Annotated in this window: 14 protein-coding genes; 10 read left to right on the top strand and 4 right to left on the bottom strand. The window is 72.8% G+C overall.

The features are described from left to right. Positions 1-210 precede the first annotated feature (210 nt). The 7 genes from Mam01_RS37525 to Mam01_RS04220 all read left to right on the top strand — a co-directional run bounded on the left by Mam01_RS37525 (position 211) and on the right by Mam01_RS04220 (position 7,780). Positions 211-702: a protein kinase family protein gene (locus Mam01_RS37525; protein WP_307819819.1), complete on the top strand. Its 492-nt coding sequence runs from the start codon at positions 211-213 to the stop codon at positions 700-702. Between the two features lie 297 nt (positions 703-999). Further along, positions 1,000-2,031, top strand: a complete 1,032-nt coding sequence (locus Mam01_RS04245; protein WP_239101027.1) for a BMP family lipoprotein — start codon at positions 1,000-1,002, stop codon at positions 2,029-2,031. A gap of 102 nt (positions 2,032-2,133) precedes the next feature. Then, positions 2,134-3,669, top strand: a complete 1,536-nt coding sequence (locus Mam01_RS04240; RefSeq protein WP_204284185.1) for an ABC transporter ATP-binding protein — start codon at positions 2,134-2,136, stop codon at positions 3,667-3,669. Continuing rightward, complete coding sequence (locus Mam01_RS04235; protein ID WP_204284151.1) at positions 3,666-4,796, top strand: ABC transporter permease; 1,131 nt, start codon at positions 3,666-3,668, stop codon at positions 4,794-4,796. Before Mam01_RS04240 ends, Mam01_RS04235 begins: the two co-directional genes overlap by 4 nt. Positions 4,797-4,824: 28 nt before the next feature. After that, on the top strand, positions 4,825-6,096 hold the full coding sequence (locus Mam01_RS04230; RefSeq protein ID WP_204284150.1) for an ABC transporter permease: 1,272 nt from the start codon (positions 4,825-4,827) through the stop codon (positions 6,094-6,096). Then, the gene (locus Mam01_RS04225; protein ID WP_204284149.1) at positions 6,093-6,482 is read left to right on the top strand and encodes a cytidine deaminase; all 390 of its coding nucleotides are present in this window, start codon (positions 6,093-6,095) and stop codon (positions 6,480-6,482) included. The genes Mam01_RS04230 and Mam01_RS04225 overlap by 4 nt, the downstream gene beginning before the upstream one ends. An 11-nt stretch (positions 6,483-6,493) precedes the next feature. Beyond that, a complete protein-coding gene (locus tag Mam01_RS04220; protein WP_204284148.1) occupies positions 6,494-7,780 on the top strand; it encodes a thymidine phosphorylase in 1,287 nt (428 codons plus the stop codon). A 33-nt stretch (positions 7,781-7,813) separates the two neighbouring features. Here Mam01_RS04220 and Mam01_RS04215 read toward each other — a convergent pair whose 3' ends face one another. Then, a complete protein-coding gene (locus Mam01_RS04215) occupies positions 7,814-8,455 on the bottom strand; it encodes a LysE family translocator (RefSeq protein ID WP_204284147.1) in 642 nt (213 codons plus the stop codon). A gap of 101 nt (positions 8,456-8,556) precedes the next feature. After that, the gene (locus Mam01_RS04210) at positions 8,557-9,540 is read right to left on the bottom strand and encodes an ArsR/SmtB family transcription factor (RefSeq protein ID WP_204284146.1); all 984 of its coding nucleotides are present in this window, start codon (positions 9,538-9,540) and stop codon (positions 8,557-8,559) included. A 58-nt stretch (positions 9,541-9,598) separates the two neighbouring features. Between Mam01_RS04210 and Mam01_RS04205 the strand changes: the two genes are divergently transcribed. Together Mam01_RS04205 and Mam01_RS04200 are read left to right on the top strand one after the other, a co-directional pair. Beyond that, positions 9,599-10,786: an MFS transporter gene (locus Mam01_RS04205; protein ID WP_204284145.1), complete on the top strand. Its 1,188-nt coding sequence runs from the start codon at positions 9,599-9,601 to the stop codon at positions 10,784-10,786. A 49-nt stretch (positions 10,787-10,835) separates the two neighbouring features. Then, entirely contained in the window at positions 10,836-11,681 is an 846-nt protein-coding gene (locus Mam01_RS04200) for a VOC family protein (RefSeq protein WP_204284144.1), read from the top strand. On the opposite strand, the gene Mam01_RS04195 is transcribed toward Mam01_RS04200, so the two are convergent. Further along, positions 11,665-12,150, bottom strand: a complete 486-nt coding sequence (locus Mam01_RS04195; protein WP_204284143.1) for a MarR family winged helix-turn-helix transcriptional regulator — start codon at positions 12,148-12,150, stop codon at positions 11,665-11,667. The two genes, Mam01_RS04200 and Mam01_RS04195, sit on opposite strands and share 17 nt — an antisense overlap. 104 nt (positions 12,151-12,254) lie before the next feature. On the opposite strand from Mam01_RS04195, the gene Mam01_RS04190 reads away from it, so the two are divergent. Next, on the top strand, positions 12,255-13,670 hold the full coding sequence (locus Mam01_RS04190; protein WP_150930613.1) for an MFS transporter: 1,416 nt from the start codon (positions 12,255-12,257) through the stop codon (positions 13,668-13,670). A 99-nt stretch (positions 13,671-13,769) separates the two neighbouring features. Here the strand turns inward: Mam01_RS04190 and Mam01_RS04185 are convergent, their stop codons facing one another. Next, positions 13,770-16,001, bottom strand: a complete 2,232-nt coding sequence (locus Mam01_RS04185; protein ID WP_204284141.1) for a SigE family RNA polymerase sigma factor — start codon at positions 15,999-16,001, stop codon at positions 13,770-13,772. Between the last annotated feature and the right edge of the window lie 51 nt (positions 16,002-16,052).

Genomic DNA, 16,052 nt, shown 5'->3' with positions numbered 1-16,052 from the left:
GGGCCTCATGCCCGGCGTCTCCCCCCCCTGCGTCCCGAGGATCCCTGGCGCCTCGGACCTACCGCCTCGACGGCCGCCTGGGCGTGGGCGGCCAGGGGATCGTCTTCCTCGGCGTGGGCGCGCCGGGCGGGCCGGTGGCCGTGAAGCTCCTGCGCACCCGGCTCGACGGCACATCCGCCCGGGCGCGGCTTCGCCCGTGAGATCGAGGCGGTGCGCCGGGTCGCGCCCTTCTGCACGGCCCAGGTCCTCGACGCCGACCTCGACGGCGACTGCCCGTACATCGTGAGCGAGTACGTCGACGGACCGTCGCTGCGCGACCATGTGGCGGCCGCCGGCCCGCGGACCGGCGGCGACCTCGACCGGGTGGCCGTGGGGACGGCCACCGCGCTGGCCGCGATCCACCGGGCGGGGGTCGTCCACCGCGACTTCAAGCCCGGCGACACGCACCTGGCCGTCATGGCCCACATCCTGTACGGCATGCCGGACCTCGGGCCGCTCACCGGCACGCTGCGCGATCTCGTCGTCGCCTGCCTGGCCCCGGACCCCGCCGACCGGCCGGACGCCGGGCAGGTGCGCGGCGACACCTGCTATCCGGGCAGGGTCTCGATCACCCCGCAGGGGGACCGCACGGCCACCTTCGAGGTGACTCGCGCGGGGGAGGGAGGCATCCGGTACTCCGGATCTCTCACCCGCACGGAGTGACTCCCGGCCGTGCGCGGGGAGTGCCAGGACGCCGCGCAGGCCGCTCACCAGCGTGATCGTCCGGTCGGCATGACCGAGTTTTCCCAGGCTGTCCCAGGGTCACAGCCCGGACTGGGCTCAATAACGGACATGTTGCGGAGTGGTATGCGGGTTTGGTCTATGCAGGTCAAACAACTATCTTCCGTGCAGGGTTGCCGTGCGTTCCTGCGTGCGTGCGACGAGAGTTGGACGGCGGGGAACGGAAGGGGAGTCAACACCTTGCTCCGCAATCGAGTTAGCAAACTGGCCGCCACCACCATGGGCGGCGTCTTGCTCATGGCCGCCGCCGCGTGTGGGGGTGGCGACGACACCACGACCGGAGCCACGGCCGGCGCGTCATCCGCCCCCGCCGAGGCCGGCGGCGGCGCGAAGGTGGGTCTGGCGTACGACATCGGCGGCCGCGGCGACGGGTCGTTCAACGACGCCGCCGCCAAGGGCCTCGACCAGGCCGTGTCGGAGCTGAAGGTCGAGAAGAAGGAACTGGAGGCGACGGCGGGCGAGACCGACGCCCAGAAGGAGGAGCGGCTGCGTCTGCTCGCCAACGGCGGGTACAACCCGGTCATCGCGGTCGGCTTCGCCTACTCGGGCTCGGTGGCGAAGGTCGCCAAGGAGTTCCCCGACGTCAAGTTCGCCATCGTCGACGACGACGCCGCGAAGGGCGACAACATCAGCAACCTGATGTTCGCCGAGGAGCAGGGGTCGTTCCTCGTCGGCGCCGCGGCGGCGCTCAAGTCGGAGAAGGGCAACATCGGCTTCGTGGGCGGCGTCGACGTGCCGCTGATCCACAAGTTCGAGGCGGGCTTCGAGGCCGGCGCGAAGGCCGTCAAGCCGGACATCAAGATCCAGAGCAAGTACCTCACCCAGCCCCCGGACTTCGGCGGCTTCGGCGACCCGGCCAAGGGCAAGACCGCCGCGCAGGGCATGTACGACGCCGGCGCCGACGTGGTCTACCAGGCGGCCGGCGGCTCCGGCGCGGGCGTCTTCGAGGCGGCCAAGGCCGCGAAGGCGTCGGCGATCGGCGTCGACTCCGACCAGGCGGCCCTCCCGGCGTACGCCGACTTCAAGGACGTGATCATCACCTCGATGATCAAGAAGGTCGACGTGGCGGTCTTCGACTTCCTGAAGAACTTCACCACCGGCACGGTCAAGCCCGGTCCGACCGTCTACGACCTCAAGGCCGGCGGCGTCGACTACTCCACCACCGGTGGCAAGATCGACGACATCAAGCCGAAGATCGACGAGTACAAGCAGAAGATCATCGGCGGCGAGATCTCGGTCCCGACGTCCTGACCTGCGCGTTCAAGGGGCCCGGTGGCACCCGCCCCGGGCCCTTTTGCTCTACTCTGACTACCACTTGACCGTCATCGGGCACTCCGCGAGGAGGAGGCCGCCATTACCGTCGCCACCGCTACGGCGCCCGCAGTAGAGCTCGCCGGGATCACCAAGAGGTTCCCGGGAGTCGTCGCCAACAGCGACATCCACCTCCGCGTCGCCCGAGGGCACATCCACGCCATCGTCGGCGAGAACGGCGCGGGCAAGTCCACGCTCATGAAGATCCTCTACGGGATGCAGCGTCCCGACGAGGGGGAGATCCGCGTCGACGGGTCGCCGGTGAGCTTCCACACCCCCGCCGACGCCATCTCCGCCGGCATCGGGATGGTTCACCAGCACTTCATGCTGGCCGACAATCTGACCGTGCTGGAGAACGTGGTGCTCGGCAGCGAGCCCCGCCGCGGCGGCCTCGCCCTCGACTTCGCCGCCGCGCGCAGGAAGATCAAGGAGATCTCCGACGCGTACGGCCTGGGCGTGCGGCCCGACGTGCCGGTGGAGGAGCTGGGGGTCGGCGACCGCCAGCGGGTGGAGATCCTCAAGGTGCTCTACCGGGGCGCCCGCATCCTGATCCTGGACGAGCCGACCGCCGTGCTCGTGCCGCACGAGGTGGACGAGCTGTTCGACAACCTGCGCGGCCTGGTCCGCGAGGGGCTGACGATCCTGTTCATCTCCCACAAACTGGACGAGGTGCTCCGCGTCGCCGACGCCATCACCGTCATCCGGCGCGGCACCACCGTCGCGACCGTGGACCCGGAGGGCGTGACCTCCCGCAAGCTCGCCGAGCTGATGGTCGGCAGCGAGCTGCCCAGCCCGGAGACCCGCGAGTCGACCGTCACCGACGTTGTCGCCCTGTCCGTACGCGACCTGACCGTGCGCACCGGCGACGGGCGGACGGTGGTCGAGAACGTGAGCTTCGACATCCGCAAGGGCGAGGTGCTCGGCATCGCGGGTGTCGAGGGCAACGGCCAGGCGGAGCTGGTCGAGGCGATCATGGGCATGCGCCCCTGCGAGGTGGCCGCGCTCACCCTCGGCGACGCCGACATCTCCCACTGGTCGACGCTCAGACGGCGGGCGGGCGGGATCGGCTACATCCCTGAGGACCGCCACCGGCACGGCCTGCTGCTGGAGTCCCCGCTGTGGGAGAACCGCATCCTCGGTCACCAGACCCGCAGGCCCAACGTCAGGGGCCCGTGGATCGACCGCGCGGGCGCGCGGGCCGACACCCAGCGGATCGTCGAGGACTACGACGTCCGCACCCCGGGGATCGACGTGGACGCCGCCGCGCTGTCCGGCGGCAACCAGCAGAAGCTGATCGTCGGCCGCGAGATGAGCGGCGACCCGGTGTTGCTCATCGCCAGCCATCCCACACGTGGCGTCGACATCGGCGCGCAGGCGGCGATCTGGGACCATCTGCGCACCGCGCGCGCCGCCGGGCTGGCCGTGCTGCTGATCTCCGCGGACCTGGACGAGCTGATCGGGCTGTCCGACACGCTCAAGGTGATCCTGCGCGGGAGGATCGTCGCCGACGTCGATCCCGCGAACGTGACGCCCGAGCAACTGGGCTCGGCGATGACCGGCGCCGGGGAGGGCGTATGAGCGGCTTCCTCGACCGGATGCTCGGACGGGTCCGGCTGGGCGGCTGGCTCGCCGTGGCCGCGCCGGTGCTCGCGGTCGTCTTCGCGGTGCTGATCACGTCGGTGGTCCTGCTCATCGCCGGCAAGGAGCCGGTGGAGGCGTTCACCACGCTCGCCGACTACGGCACCCAGCCGCGGTCGATGGTCATGACCCTCAACACCGGGGTCATGTACTACATCTCCGCGCTCGCCGTGGCCGTCGGCTTCCGGATGAACCTCTTCAACATCGGCGTGGACGGTCAGTATCGCCTCGCGGCCGTGGTCGCCGCCGCGGTCGGCGGCGCGGCCGTGGTCCCCGGCGTGCTGAACATCGTCCTCGTGGTGGTCTCCGCGGTGGTCGTCGGCGCCCTGTGGGCCGCCATCGCCGGTCTGCTCCGGGTCTACCGGGGCGTGAGCGAGGTCATCTCGACCATCATGCTGAACGCGATCGCCACCGGCCTCGGGTCGTGGCTGGTCAGCGAGCACTTCGGCGTGCTGACCGGCAACGACCTCGGCACCCGGCCCATCCCCGACGACGCGCACATGCCCGGCATCCCGCTCATCGCGGGAACGCCGGTGCTGGTCAACGGGTTCATCGTGGTCGCGGTCCTGCTCGGTGTCGCGTACTGGGTCGTGCTCACCCGCACCCGGTTCGGCTTCGAACTGCGGGCGACCGGCAAGTCCGAGTCGGCGGCGGTGGCCAGCGGCGTCAGCGTGAAGAAGATGATCGTCGTCACGATGGTCATGTCGGGGGCGATCGCCGGGCTGATCGGCATGCCGGAGCTGCTCGGCGCCTCCTACAAGTACAGCAACAACTTCCCGACCGACCTCGGCTTCACCGGGATCGCGATCGCCCTGCTCGGGCGCAACAGCCCGGTCGGCATGGCGATCGGCGCGCTGCTGTGGAGCTTCCTGTACAACTCCTCCAACCAGCTCCAGCTGCTCGACATCCCCAAGGAGATCGTCCAGATCATGCAGGGCGTCGTCGTGCTCTCGGTGATCATCGCGTACGAGCTGGTCCACCGATACCGGATGGTGGCGGAACAGCGCCGGGTCGGCCGCCAGCTCGCCGCCCCGGCGGAGCCGCCGAAGGCGGAGGCGGCGGTATGAGCGCGGCGGACGAGATCGAGGAGACGGCATGACGGCGACGGACCTTCCGGTTGAGCGTCCGGTCGAGACGCCTCCGGCGCGGCGCTTCCGGCTGTCGGCGCCGATGCTCCTGCTCGGGCTGGCCGGGCTGGTGGTGCTGCTGTCGGTCGCGCGCCTGGTGACCGGCGCGAACGACATCACGTCCGCGGGCACGGTCAGCGCCGCGCTCGGCCTCGCCGTGCCGATCGGGCTCGCGGGGCTCGGCGGCCTGTGGTCGGAGCGGGCCGGGGTGGTCAACATCGGCCTCGAAGGCATGATGGTGCTCGGCACCTGGTTCGGCGCCTGGGGCGCGCTCCAGTTCCACAGCCCGTGGGCGGGCGTGCTCGCCGGCGCGATCGGCGGGGCGCTGGGCGCCGCGATCCACGCGGTCGCGACGGTGACCTTCGGCGTCGACCACATCATCTCCGGCGTGGCGATCAACATCGTCGGCGTCGGCTTCACGCAGTACCTGTCCCAGCTCGTCTTCAACGGCATGCCGGGCGGCGGCACGAAGAACTCCCCGCCGCTGCCGAAGCTGGGCACGGTGAGCCTGGGCTTCCTCGACGACCCGCTGCGGACGCTCGAAGCCACGCACTGGTTCGTGCTGTCCGACTTCGCGGGCGTGCTGCGGGGCATCACCCAGGGTGTGTCCTGGTTCACGATCCTGGCGATCCTGCTGGTGCCGCTGTCGTTCTACGTCCTGTGGCGCACGCCCTTCGGGCTGCGCCTGCGGGCGTGCGGCGAGCGGCCGGTCGCGGCCGAGTCGCTGGGCGTGAACGTCTATCTCTACAAGTGGGCCGCGGTGCTCGTCTCCGGCCTGCTCGCCGGGCTCGGCGGCGCGTTCCTGTCGCTGGTGGCCGCCGGCATCTACCGGGACGGCCAGACGGGCGGGCGCGGCTACATCGGCCTCGCCGCCATGATCTTCGGTAACTGGCGGCCGGGGGGGCTCGCCGGTGGCGCCGCGCTGTTCGGCTACACCGACGCGCTCCAGCTCCGCCAGGGCGGCATCTCGGTGCACGCGCTGCTGCTGGTCGTCGCGCTGCTGCTCGCCGCCGTGGCGGTCTACCAGCTCGTACGGCAGCGGCGGGGGATCGCGGCGCTCGTCACCGGGATCGTGGCGATCGCGGTGTTCGCGATCTTCGCCCTGACGGACACCGTTCCGGAGCAGTTCACCTCGTTCACCCCCCACCTGACCACACTGCTGGTGTTGTCGCTGGCCTCGCAGCGGCTGCGCATGCCGGCGGCCGACGGGGTCCCGTATCGGAGGGGGCAGGCGAAATGACGATCGACTGGGAGGCGCTGCGCGAGGCGGCCCGCGAGGCCATGACCCACGCGTACGCGCCGTACTCGAAGTTCCCGGTGGGGGCGGCGGCACTGGCCGACGACGGCCGCACCGTCACCGGCTGCAACGTGGAGAACGCGTCGTACGGCGTGGGGCTGTGCGCCGAGTGCGGGCTCGTCTCGGCGCTGCACGCGGGCGGCGGCGGGCGGCTGGTGGCCTTCACCTGCGTGGACGGCCACGGCGAGCTGCTGATGCCGTGCGGGCGCTGCCGCCAGCTGCTGTTCGAGCACGGCGGCGCCGATCTGCTGGTGGAGACGCCCGACGGCCCGATGCGGATGGCGGACTTCCTGCCGTTCGCCTTCGGGCCCGACGATCTGTCGCGATAGAGGGGGAGAGCGTGGGGTTCGACGCGATCGAGGTCATCACCGTCAAGCGCGACCGGGGTGAGCTGTCGGCCGCCCAGATCGACTGGGTGATCGACGCGTACACGCGGGGCGAGGTGGCCGACGAGCAGATGTCGGCGCTGCTGATGGCGATCCTGCTGAACGGCATGAACCGCCGGGAGATCGCGGACTGGACCCAGGCCATGATCAGGTCGGGGGAGCGGATGGACTGGTCCGCCCTCGACCGGCCCACGGCCGACAAGCACTCCACCGGCGGGGTCGGTGACAAGATCACTCTGCCGCTGGCCCCGCTGGTCGCCGCGTGCGGGGCGTACGTGCCGCAGCTGTCCGGGCGGGGCCTCGGGCACACCGGCGGCACGCTGGACAAGCTGGAGTCGATCCCCGGCTGGCGGGCGTCGCTGTCGAACGACGAGATGCTCGGCGTGATCCGCTCGGCCGGGGCGGTCGTCTGCGCGGCGGGCGCGGGCCTTGCGCCCGCCGACAAGAAGCTCTACGCGCTGCGCGACGTCACCGGCACGGTCGAGTCGATCCCGCTGATCGCCTCGTCGATCATGTCCAAGAAGATCGCCGAGGGTACGGGGTCGCTCGTGCTCGACGTGAAGGCCGGCTCGGGCGCGTTCATGAAGAACGTGGACGACGCCCGGGAGCTGGCCCGGACGATGGTCGAGCTCGGCACCGACGCCGGGGTGCGCACGGTCGCCCTGCTGACCGCGATGGATCGGCCGCTCGGCCTGAAGGTGGGCAACGCGCTGGAGGTCGAGGAGTCCGTCGAGGTGCTCGCCGGCGGCGGCCCCGCCGACGTGGTCGAGCTCACCGTACGGCTGGCCCGGGAGATGCTGGAGGCCGCGGACGTCCCGGGCGCCCGGGACCCCGAGCAGGCGCTCAAGGACGGCTCGGCGATGGACGCCTGGCGGCGCATGATCGGCGCGCAGGGCGGCGACCCGGACGCGCCGCTGCCGAAGGCCGCGGAGTCGGCGGTGGTGACCGCTCCCGCGTCGGGCACGCTGGTCACGCTCGACGCGCTCAAGGTCGGCGTGGCGGCCTGGCGGCTCGGCGCCGGACGGGCCCGCAAGGAGGACCCGGTGTCGGCGGGCGCGGGCGTCGTCCTGCACGCCAAGCCCGGCGACGAGGTCCGGGCGGGCGCCCCGCTGATGACCCTGTACGCCGACGAGGCCGGCCGGTTCGACCGGGCGCTCCAGGCGCTTGAGGGGGCGTACGAGATCGGCGACCAGGACGGCGCCGACCTCCTCCCGCTGGTGATCGACCGCCTGACCGCCTGACCTCCCGCGCGCTCCGGCCCTGTCAGCGGGAGGTCAGCGGGGGAGGAGCAGCGCGCCCATGCCGACGAACAGCCCGCCGGTGAGCAGGTCGAGCCTCTTCCCGAGCCGCCGGTAGCCCCTGGTGATCCACGGGCTGCCGGCCAGGAAGGCGACGGCGGCGAACCAGGCGAACGCGATGGCCAGCATCGAGCCGAGCGTGACCGCCCGCATGGCGAGGTTCGCGTGGTGCGGGAGCAGGCTGGCGAACAGGGCGCCGAAGAAGACCAGGGCCTTGGGGTTGGCGAGGTTGGTCAGCAGCCCGGCCCGCCACTCGCGCAGCCTGCCCGGACGCTGCGCGGCGACGGCCGGTGGCTCGTCGCCGTCGGCCGCATTCTCGCCGGACGACCGTTTGCGGGTGGCGCGGATGGTCGCGACGCCGAGCGCGACGAGGAGCAGGGCCCCGGCGACGCGGGCGGCGGTGTAGAGCCACTCGAACCGCTGGACGAGCACGGTGACGCCGAACAGACCGGCGACCGCCCACACCCCGATGCCGGTGACGACGCCCGCGGCCGTGCGCACGCCGCTGCGCCGCGACCCGCCGGCCGAGTGCCTGAGCACGATGAGGAAGTCGGGGCCGGGAGCGACGACGACCAGGATCCAGACGCCGAGCAGGGGGAGTATCGGCAGCCACGACATGGGCGGGGCTCCTTCCTGACCGGCCCGGCCGGTCACGGGCGAGGCGCTGACGACCGCGCTGTCCGCCGCTTCACGGGTTCAACATACGAAGATCTCCCACTTTACCGATCCCCGCCGGCCTCGGGATCGAGGCCGGCGAGGGCGTCGCCGAGGGGCGTGCGGTAGTAGAGGACGGACCGCCCGGCGCGGCGGCGCCGTACGAGACCGGCGTCGAGCAGCACCTTGAGGTGGCGGCCGACGGACCCGAGCGGCTGACCGGTGAGCGCCACGAGGTGGGTCGTGCTCTTCGGCGCGGCGAGCAGGGTCAGCACCCGGGCGCGGGCCGGGCCGAGCAGCCGCCCCAGCGCCTCGGGCACCGGCGCGCGGGCGGGATCGGCCAGGGTGCCTGCGCACGGGTAGATCAGGGCGTAGCGCAGGCCCGCCGTCCAGCTCGCCCACGCCTGCCGGGGAGTGACCGGGACGAACATGAGCCTGGCCCCGCCGATCCGCCGGGGCGGGTAGTCGAAGGTGTTGATCTGCAACCGGTCGCCGCCGAGCCAGCGCATCCCCGGCCGCATGTCGTCGAGCGCGGCGGCCCAGCCGCCCTGGCTCAGCTGCCCCACACGGGCGACGATGTCGGCCTCCATGATCCGTCGCCGGCGCGGCCAGCCGGGCAGCACGGTCCGCGTCCACACCCACTCCAGCAGGTCCGCCGCGCGTTCGGCCAGGTCCGTACGCCGCAGCGGCGCGGGCAGCGGGCCCCGCAGCGCCACCTCCACGTCGGCCTGCGCGACGCCGGGCGGGGTCTCCCGGACCCGGGCCAGCTCCTCCTCGAAGACCGCCTCACCCTCGCCGGCCGGGGCGGGCGTGAGGAAGTCGGCGGTCCAGTTGCGTCCGCGGGCGGCCTTCAGGAGCAGGGCGGTGATCGGGTCACCGGCCAGGCGGGCGCGGTAGGCGGGCAGATGCGCGTCGAGCCAGGCCCGCTCGGCCGGGTGCCGCGCCGACGCCTTCTCCAGGGTGTAGAGGCAGGCGGTGGCCTCGGCCAGGGGAGAGACGACGAAGCGGCTCTCCGCGAGAGTGTCGGAATCGACCAGCCACCAGCCCACGTTTCGCCTCCCGGCGAAACACTAACGGTGGCACGCGGTGGTGATCGACGCTCCCGTCATGCGTACCTACCGGGAACTGTTCCGCACTCCGGAGTTCACGCCGCTCTTCACCGTCGGGTCCGCGCAGGTGGCGGCGTCGACGGTGAGCGGCCTCGCGCTCGGCACGCTTGTGTACGGGACGACGCGGTCGCCGCTGCTGTCGGCGCTGAGCATGTTCGGCGCCTCCTTCTCCCAGGTGCTCGGGGCGGTGGTGCTGATGTCGGCGGCCGACCGGCTGCCCCCGCGCGCCGCGATGACGTGCCTGGCGCTGGTGTTCTGCGCCGGCACGGTCGTGCTCGCCGTGCCCGGCCTGCCGCTGTGGGCGCTGTTCGCCGTCGTGCTCGGCATGGGGCTCGCCGCGTCCCTCGGCGGCGGCGTCCGCTTCGGGCTGCTCAACGAGATCCTGCCCAGGGACGGATACCTGCTGGGCCGTTCGGTGCTCAACATGTCGGTCGGCGTCCAGCAGATCGTGGGTTTCGCCGCCGGGGGAGTGCTCGTGACCGCCTTCTCCCCGCGCGGCACCCTGCTCGTGGGGGCGGGGCTGGACCTCGTCGCCGCCGTCGTCGCCCGGTTCGGGCTCGCCGCCCGCCCGCCCCGGGCGCAGGGGCGGCCCTCGCCCGCCGAGACGTGGCGGACCAACCGGAGGCTGTGGTCGTCGCCCGCGCGCCGTCACCTGTATCTGGCCCTGTGGGTGCCGAACGGCCTGATCGTCGGCTGCGAGTCGCTGTACGTCGCCTACGACCCGCGGCACGCCGGGACGCTGTTCGCCGCCGCCGCCGCGGGCATGCTCGCGGGAGACACCCTGGTGGGGCGGTTCGTCCCGAAGTGGTGGCGTGAGCGGCTGAGCGCTCCGCTGCGGCTGCTGCTGGCCGTGCCGTACCTGGTCTTCCTCCTGCACCCGGCCCTGCCGCTCGCGGTCGCCGCCGTGGCGCTCGCCTCGGCCGGATACGCGGCCGGCCTGCTCCTCCAGGAACGCCTCCTGTCCGTCACTCCCGAGGAGATGAGCGGGCAGGCGCTGGGGCTGCAGTCGTCCGGCACGATGACCATGCAGGGGGTCGGCGCCGCGCTCGCCGGGTCCGTCGCCCAGTTCACCTCGGCCTCGGCCGCCATGGCCGCGATGGCCGCGCTCTCCGTGGCGGTCACCCTGGCCCTGGCGCCCGGTCTGCGTCCGGGGGGATATGGGAAAGTCTCCTGTGCGCAGACATGAGGGCTTCGTGACCGGCGGTGCCGGGGCGGGCCGCGACGGAGGGGGGCACGTGTCCAGAGACATCCGGCATGTCGAGATCGGCGTCGCCGATCTGGCCCGTTCGCTCGACTTCTACCGGAGCCTGCTGGACCTCGCCGAGGTGGAAGGCCCCGCCGGAGGAGCGGGGGTGGCCTGGCTGACGGCGGGTCCGGTGCTGCTCAAGCTCGTCGAGACGGGCGACGGCGACCTCGGCGGCTGGGTGAACGACGACCTCCAGCGCGGCATCCGGCACATCGGTTTCAAGGTCGGCGACGTCGACCTGCGGGCCGAGCGCGTACGCGACGCCGGGGTGCCCTTCACGCTCCCGCCGCTCGACGCGGTCGGTGGCGTGCGGATCGCGTTCTTCCAGGACCCGGACGGCACGCACCTGGAGATCACCGACAACTACCTGCGGTATCACCGCGTCGCCTCGCCCGAACTGGCCGAACGCGAACGGCTCGCCACCCTGAGCAGGCCGCGTACGGCGCCGCCGGTCTTCGACCACGTGGCGGTCACGTCGGGCGGGCTCGACGCCGCGCTCGCCTTCTACCGCGACACGCTCGGATACGAGGTGATCGGCCAGATCACGCAGGACGAGGACCCCCGGGGCTTCCTGATCACCTACCTGCTGGCCGGGCCGGCCGTGCTGGAGGTGTTCACGTTCACCGCGGCCACGACGCCGAGTCCGTGGACGGCCGACCCGGCGGCCGCCCTGACAGCCGGCCCCGGCCGCCGCGGCTTCCGGCACGTCGCCGTCGCCGTGGACGACCCCGAGAAGGAGGCCGGGAGGCTCGTCGCCTCCGGCGCCCGGGTCGCGGCGGACGGGCTGCTCGTCGACCCGGACGGCGTCCCGCTCGCTCTCACGGGCCCCGTCTGACCGACCCTGGAGCGGCGTTCTCCGGGGCGGTGCCCTCGGCCGGGGGCGCGCATCCGGCGTCGACGAGGTGGGGGAACAGGTGCGCGGACAGGACGGCTCTGTGGGTGGGGGTCGCCTCCGCGTGCCGGCGGCGGCCTTCCTCGGTGAGCTGCACGAACACCCCGCGCCGGTCCGCCTCGCACAGGGCGCGGGCGACGAGTCCCTCGCGTTCCAGCCGGGCGATGAGGCGGGACAGCGCGCTCTGGCTCAGGTGGACCTGGTCGGCGAGACCCTGCACGCGGAACTTGGCCTCGCCCGGTTCCTGACAGGACGACCGGGCCTCGGCGAGACGCTCCAGCACCTCGAACTCGCTCACCCCGAGGCCGTGCCTCTCGCTGAGCTCACGCTCCAGGACGCCCGACACCTCGGCGTGGCGGGCGAGCAGCGCGCGCCAGGCCATGACCACGAAATCGGTGTCGGTGTCGTTCATACGAGTGCCGCCTTTCTGCGCGTGACCATACCATCCGCGCCAACTACATGCAATCGCATTAATTGCTTGTGCATTGAATGCGCGTGCATGTAAGTTTCCGTGCCATGACTTCCTCCACTCAGGACGAGCGCTGGGGGGCCCGCCTGTGGGGTGCCCTCACGGTGCTCTGCGCCGTCGTGTTCCTCGACGCTCTGGACGTGTCGATGGTCGGGGTGGCGCTCCCGTCCATCCAGGCCGACCTCGGGATGACCACCTCCTCGCTGCAGTGGGTGGTGAGCGGTTACGTGCTCGGCTACGGCGGTCTGCTGCTGCTCGGGGGCCGGACCGCCGACCTGCTCGGCCGTCGCCGGGTGTTCCTGTCGGCCCTGGTCCTCTTCGCCGTCGCCTCGCTGCTCGGCGGGCTGATGAGCGACGGGACGCTGTTGATCGCGGCCCGGTTCGCGAAGGGCATCAGCGCCGCGTTCACCGCTCCGGCCGCGTTGTCCATCATCACCACGACCTTCGCCGAGGGGCCCGCCCGCAACCGGGCGCTGAGCATCTTCACCGCCTCCGGCGCCAGCGGCTTCTCGCTCGGGCTGGTGTTGTCCGGCGTGCTCACCGAGATCGGGTGGCGCTGGACCTTCCTCATGCCGGTGCCGGTGGCGATCATCGCGCTGGTGGCCGGGGCGCGACTGCTGGACCGGGGTGAGGAGCGCGGCGAGGGCGGCCACGACATCCTCGGCGCGGTCACCATCACCGCCGCGATGCTGCTCATGGTCTTCGCCGTGGTGGAGGCGCCCAAGGTGAGCCTGGCGCGCACCGTCCTGTCGCTCGCGGCGTCCGCCGCCCTGGTCGGCCTGTTCGTCCGGCTGGAGCGGAGGGTGCGGCACCCGCTCGTCCGGCTCGGCATCCTGCGCTCCGCACCATTGGTGCGGGCCAACATCGGGCTGGTCATCCTGTTCGGCTCGTACGTCGGATTCCAGTTCGTGGCGATGCAGTACTTCCAGAACCTGCTGGGCTGGAGCGCCCTGGAGACCGCGCTGGCGTTCCTTCCGGCCGGACTGCTGGTCGCGGTCGGCTCGACCACGATGGGCAGGCTCGCCGACCGCTTCGGCACCGCCCGGCTGATCGTGGTGGGGTCGGTCGCGCTGCTCGCGGGCTACGCGGTGTTCCTGCGGGTGGACCTGCACCCCGGCCTGTTCACGACGGTGCTGCCCGGCATGGTCCTGCTGGGCGTCGCGTTCGCGCTGTCGTTCCCCTCGCTCAACATCCAGGCGACCGCCGGGGTCGACGACGAGGAGCAGGGGCTCGCCTCCGGGCTGCTGAACACCTCCGGGCAGGTCGGCGGCGCGGTGGTGCTGGCGATCGTCACGGCCGTCCTGACCGCGGGGGCGGGCGGCGGTGACCCGATCACCCACTTCCGTGCCGCGATCCTGGTCTCGGCCGGGTTCGCCCTCGCCGGCCTGGCGATCTCCGTCACGGGGCTCCGGGTCCGGCGGCCGGTCGAGGCCAGGGAGGAACCGGTGCCGGAACTCGTCTGACCCGTCAGGCGGTTCCCTGCCCGGCGGAGGGGGCGTCCCGGTCATCGGGGCGCCCCTTTCCGTCGTCCGGGCGGCCGTGCGCGGCCGTCCGTACGCGGTTCAGCGCAGCGTGCCGGGCACCCAGAGGTCGGGCACGCCGCCGGCCCGGTCCAGCGTGATCGGCCGGGCGGCCCCGGTGCGTACGTCGACGGCGTGGACCGAGTACTCCTCCTCGTCTTCGTCGTCGGGCTGCCTCGCCTCGACGATCACCTCGTGATCGCTCGCCCAGCCGCATACAACGGTGACGTGCGCGTCCGGGGGGAGGGCCGCCTCGCGCCGGGTGAGCACGCGCCCGGTGGCGGAGTCGAGGGTGACCACCTGGCCGTGGTCGTCGTCGCCGGGGTGGGCGCGCTCGGCCGCCACGGCGACGGCGCGTCCGTCGGGGGAGACCGCGACGCCGGACTCGAACAGCGCCGGGTCGATCGGCGCACTGCTCAGCGTGCGCCCGTTCGGCCGCACCCGCAGCAGGACGGTGGTGGCGAGCCGCCCGGGAATCGCGTTCGTGTCCCACGTGGCCGTGCCCGTCACCGTGCCGTCGTCCCCGACCGCCAGGATCCGCATGCGACGCGGCAACACCGCGACCCGGTAACCGGTGAGGCTCTGCACCCGCGGTAGGGGTGCTCGCGCGCCCGCGCCGAAGTCGGCGGCCATCCATCGCCCTTTGGGCGAGATGACCAGGTGGGAGTCCTGCGGTGACGCGTCCTCGTTGAGCGGGAACATGCCGCTTCTCTCCGCCCGGGCACGACGCCGGTCGAGGACCATGAAGTCGGGCGACGTCTGGCCGTAGTAGGCCACGTGGTTGCCGTCCTGGCTGATCGCGAGGAGGGAAGGGTTCCAGTGGCCGCCGGGGTCGAGGGCCACGTCCGGAACACGCCACTGCTCGCCCGTGGTCGTGACCAGCCGCCACTGGTCGCAGCCGTTCGCGAACTTCTCGGCGAACGCGTCCCAGTCGTCGTCCGTGCAGGAGCCCTGGTAGGCGAAGCGTACGGGGGCGGGCAGGGGGGCGCGCAGCGTGCCGGGAATCGCGGCGCTCACGTCCGGGGAACCGGAGGCTCCGGGGGTGCCATCGCCGACTGCCCGCTCCACGCGCCCGGCCAGGCTCGTCACACCCAAGGCGAGGGGGACGACGACCAGGGCGGCGAGCGTGACGCTCACGGCCGTGACCACGGCACGACGCCGGGTGCGGTGCCGCCGGCCGGCCCGCGCCGCCTCCGCGGCGAGCGGGGCCGGGTCGAGCGCGGGCATCCCCGCGGACAGGGCGGCCAGCTCCCGGCGCAGCGCCGCCTCCCACGGACCGTCGCCGAGGTCGCCCGCGCCCGTGCCTCCCGCAGGAGCGACAGGCGCGATCGCCGGGGAGGTGGAGAACGGTGCGGCATGGTACGGCGGCGTGCCGCCCGCTGGGGCGGCGAACGAGCCGGGCGCGGCGGCCGCCGGTCCGGCGGCCCGGCCCGCCTCCGACGGCGACCCCCACGAGCCAGGCGCGGGACCGGCTGACCCGGATGGTGATGCCCAGGGGCTGGGCGCGGGATCTGTCAGCCCGGATGGTGATGCCCAGGGGCTGGGCGAGGGACCGGCCGGCCCGGATGGCGATGCCCAGGAGCTGGGCGCGGGATCTGTCAGCCCGGATGGCGACGTCCACGAGCCGGGCGGGGGACCGGCCGGCTCTGGTTCCGGGGCCGTCCCCATCGCGGAGCCCGGGGCCGTCTCCGCCGGGGTCTCGGGGCCCGTGCTCGCCGTGGTGTCCGGGCCCGTTCCTCCCGTGGTGTCCGAGGCCGTCCCTACTCCGGTCTCCGGGGCCGTTCCCGCCACGAACGAGGCGGGAAGGCGGTCGCGCAGTTCGGCGACGGCGAGCACGGTCTCGGTGTTGGCCGTCCGCGCGTCCATGCGGCACAGGCCGGCCGCCTGCCAGGTGGTGTGCCCGTCGTGGAAGCAGGCCACGACCAGGGCACGCCGCCGCGGCGGCAGCGCGGTGAGTGCCTCCGCGAGGGCCGCCGCGTCCGTGCCGGGCGTCAAGCTCGGGGGCGACGTGCCGGGCGTGTGGCTCGGGTGCGTGCCGCGCCCGGCTGTGGCTCCGGGTCGCGGGCGCTCCAGGTAGGCCGCGTACAGCGCCTTGCGTGTGGCTTGGGCGGGAAACGACCAGCGTGCGGTGCCCCATCTGGCCGCCACGGCGGAGAGCGCGGTCACCACGAGCGCGCGGGCGGCCTCCGGTTCTCCCGTCAGCGCCAGGGCCGTACGGGCCAGCGGCCGGACGTGGTCGGCGGCGAACGCGTCGAAGCCCGGCAGATCTCTCACCGCGGCTCCTCCGTACGGCGACGAGGCCCGTGTCGTGTCTGCTTCAACGCC

Source organism: Microbispora amethystogenes, from assembly GCF_016863015.1.
GTDB classification, from domain to species: Bacteria; Actinomycetota; Actinomycetes; order Streptosporangiales; family Streptosporangiaceae; genus Microbispora; species Microbispora amethystogenes.
This window is presented reverse-complemented; position numbering and strand designations above follow the sequence as displayed.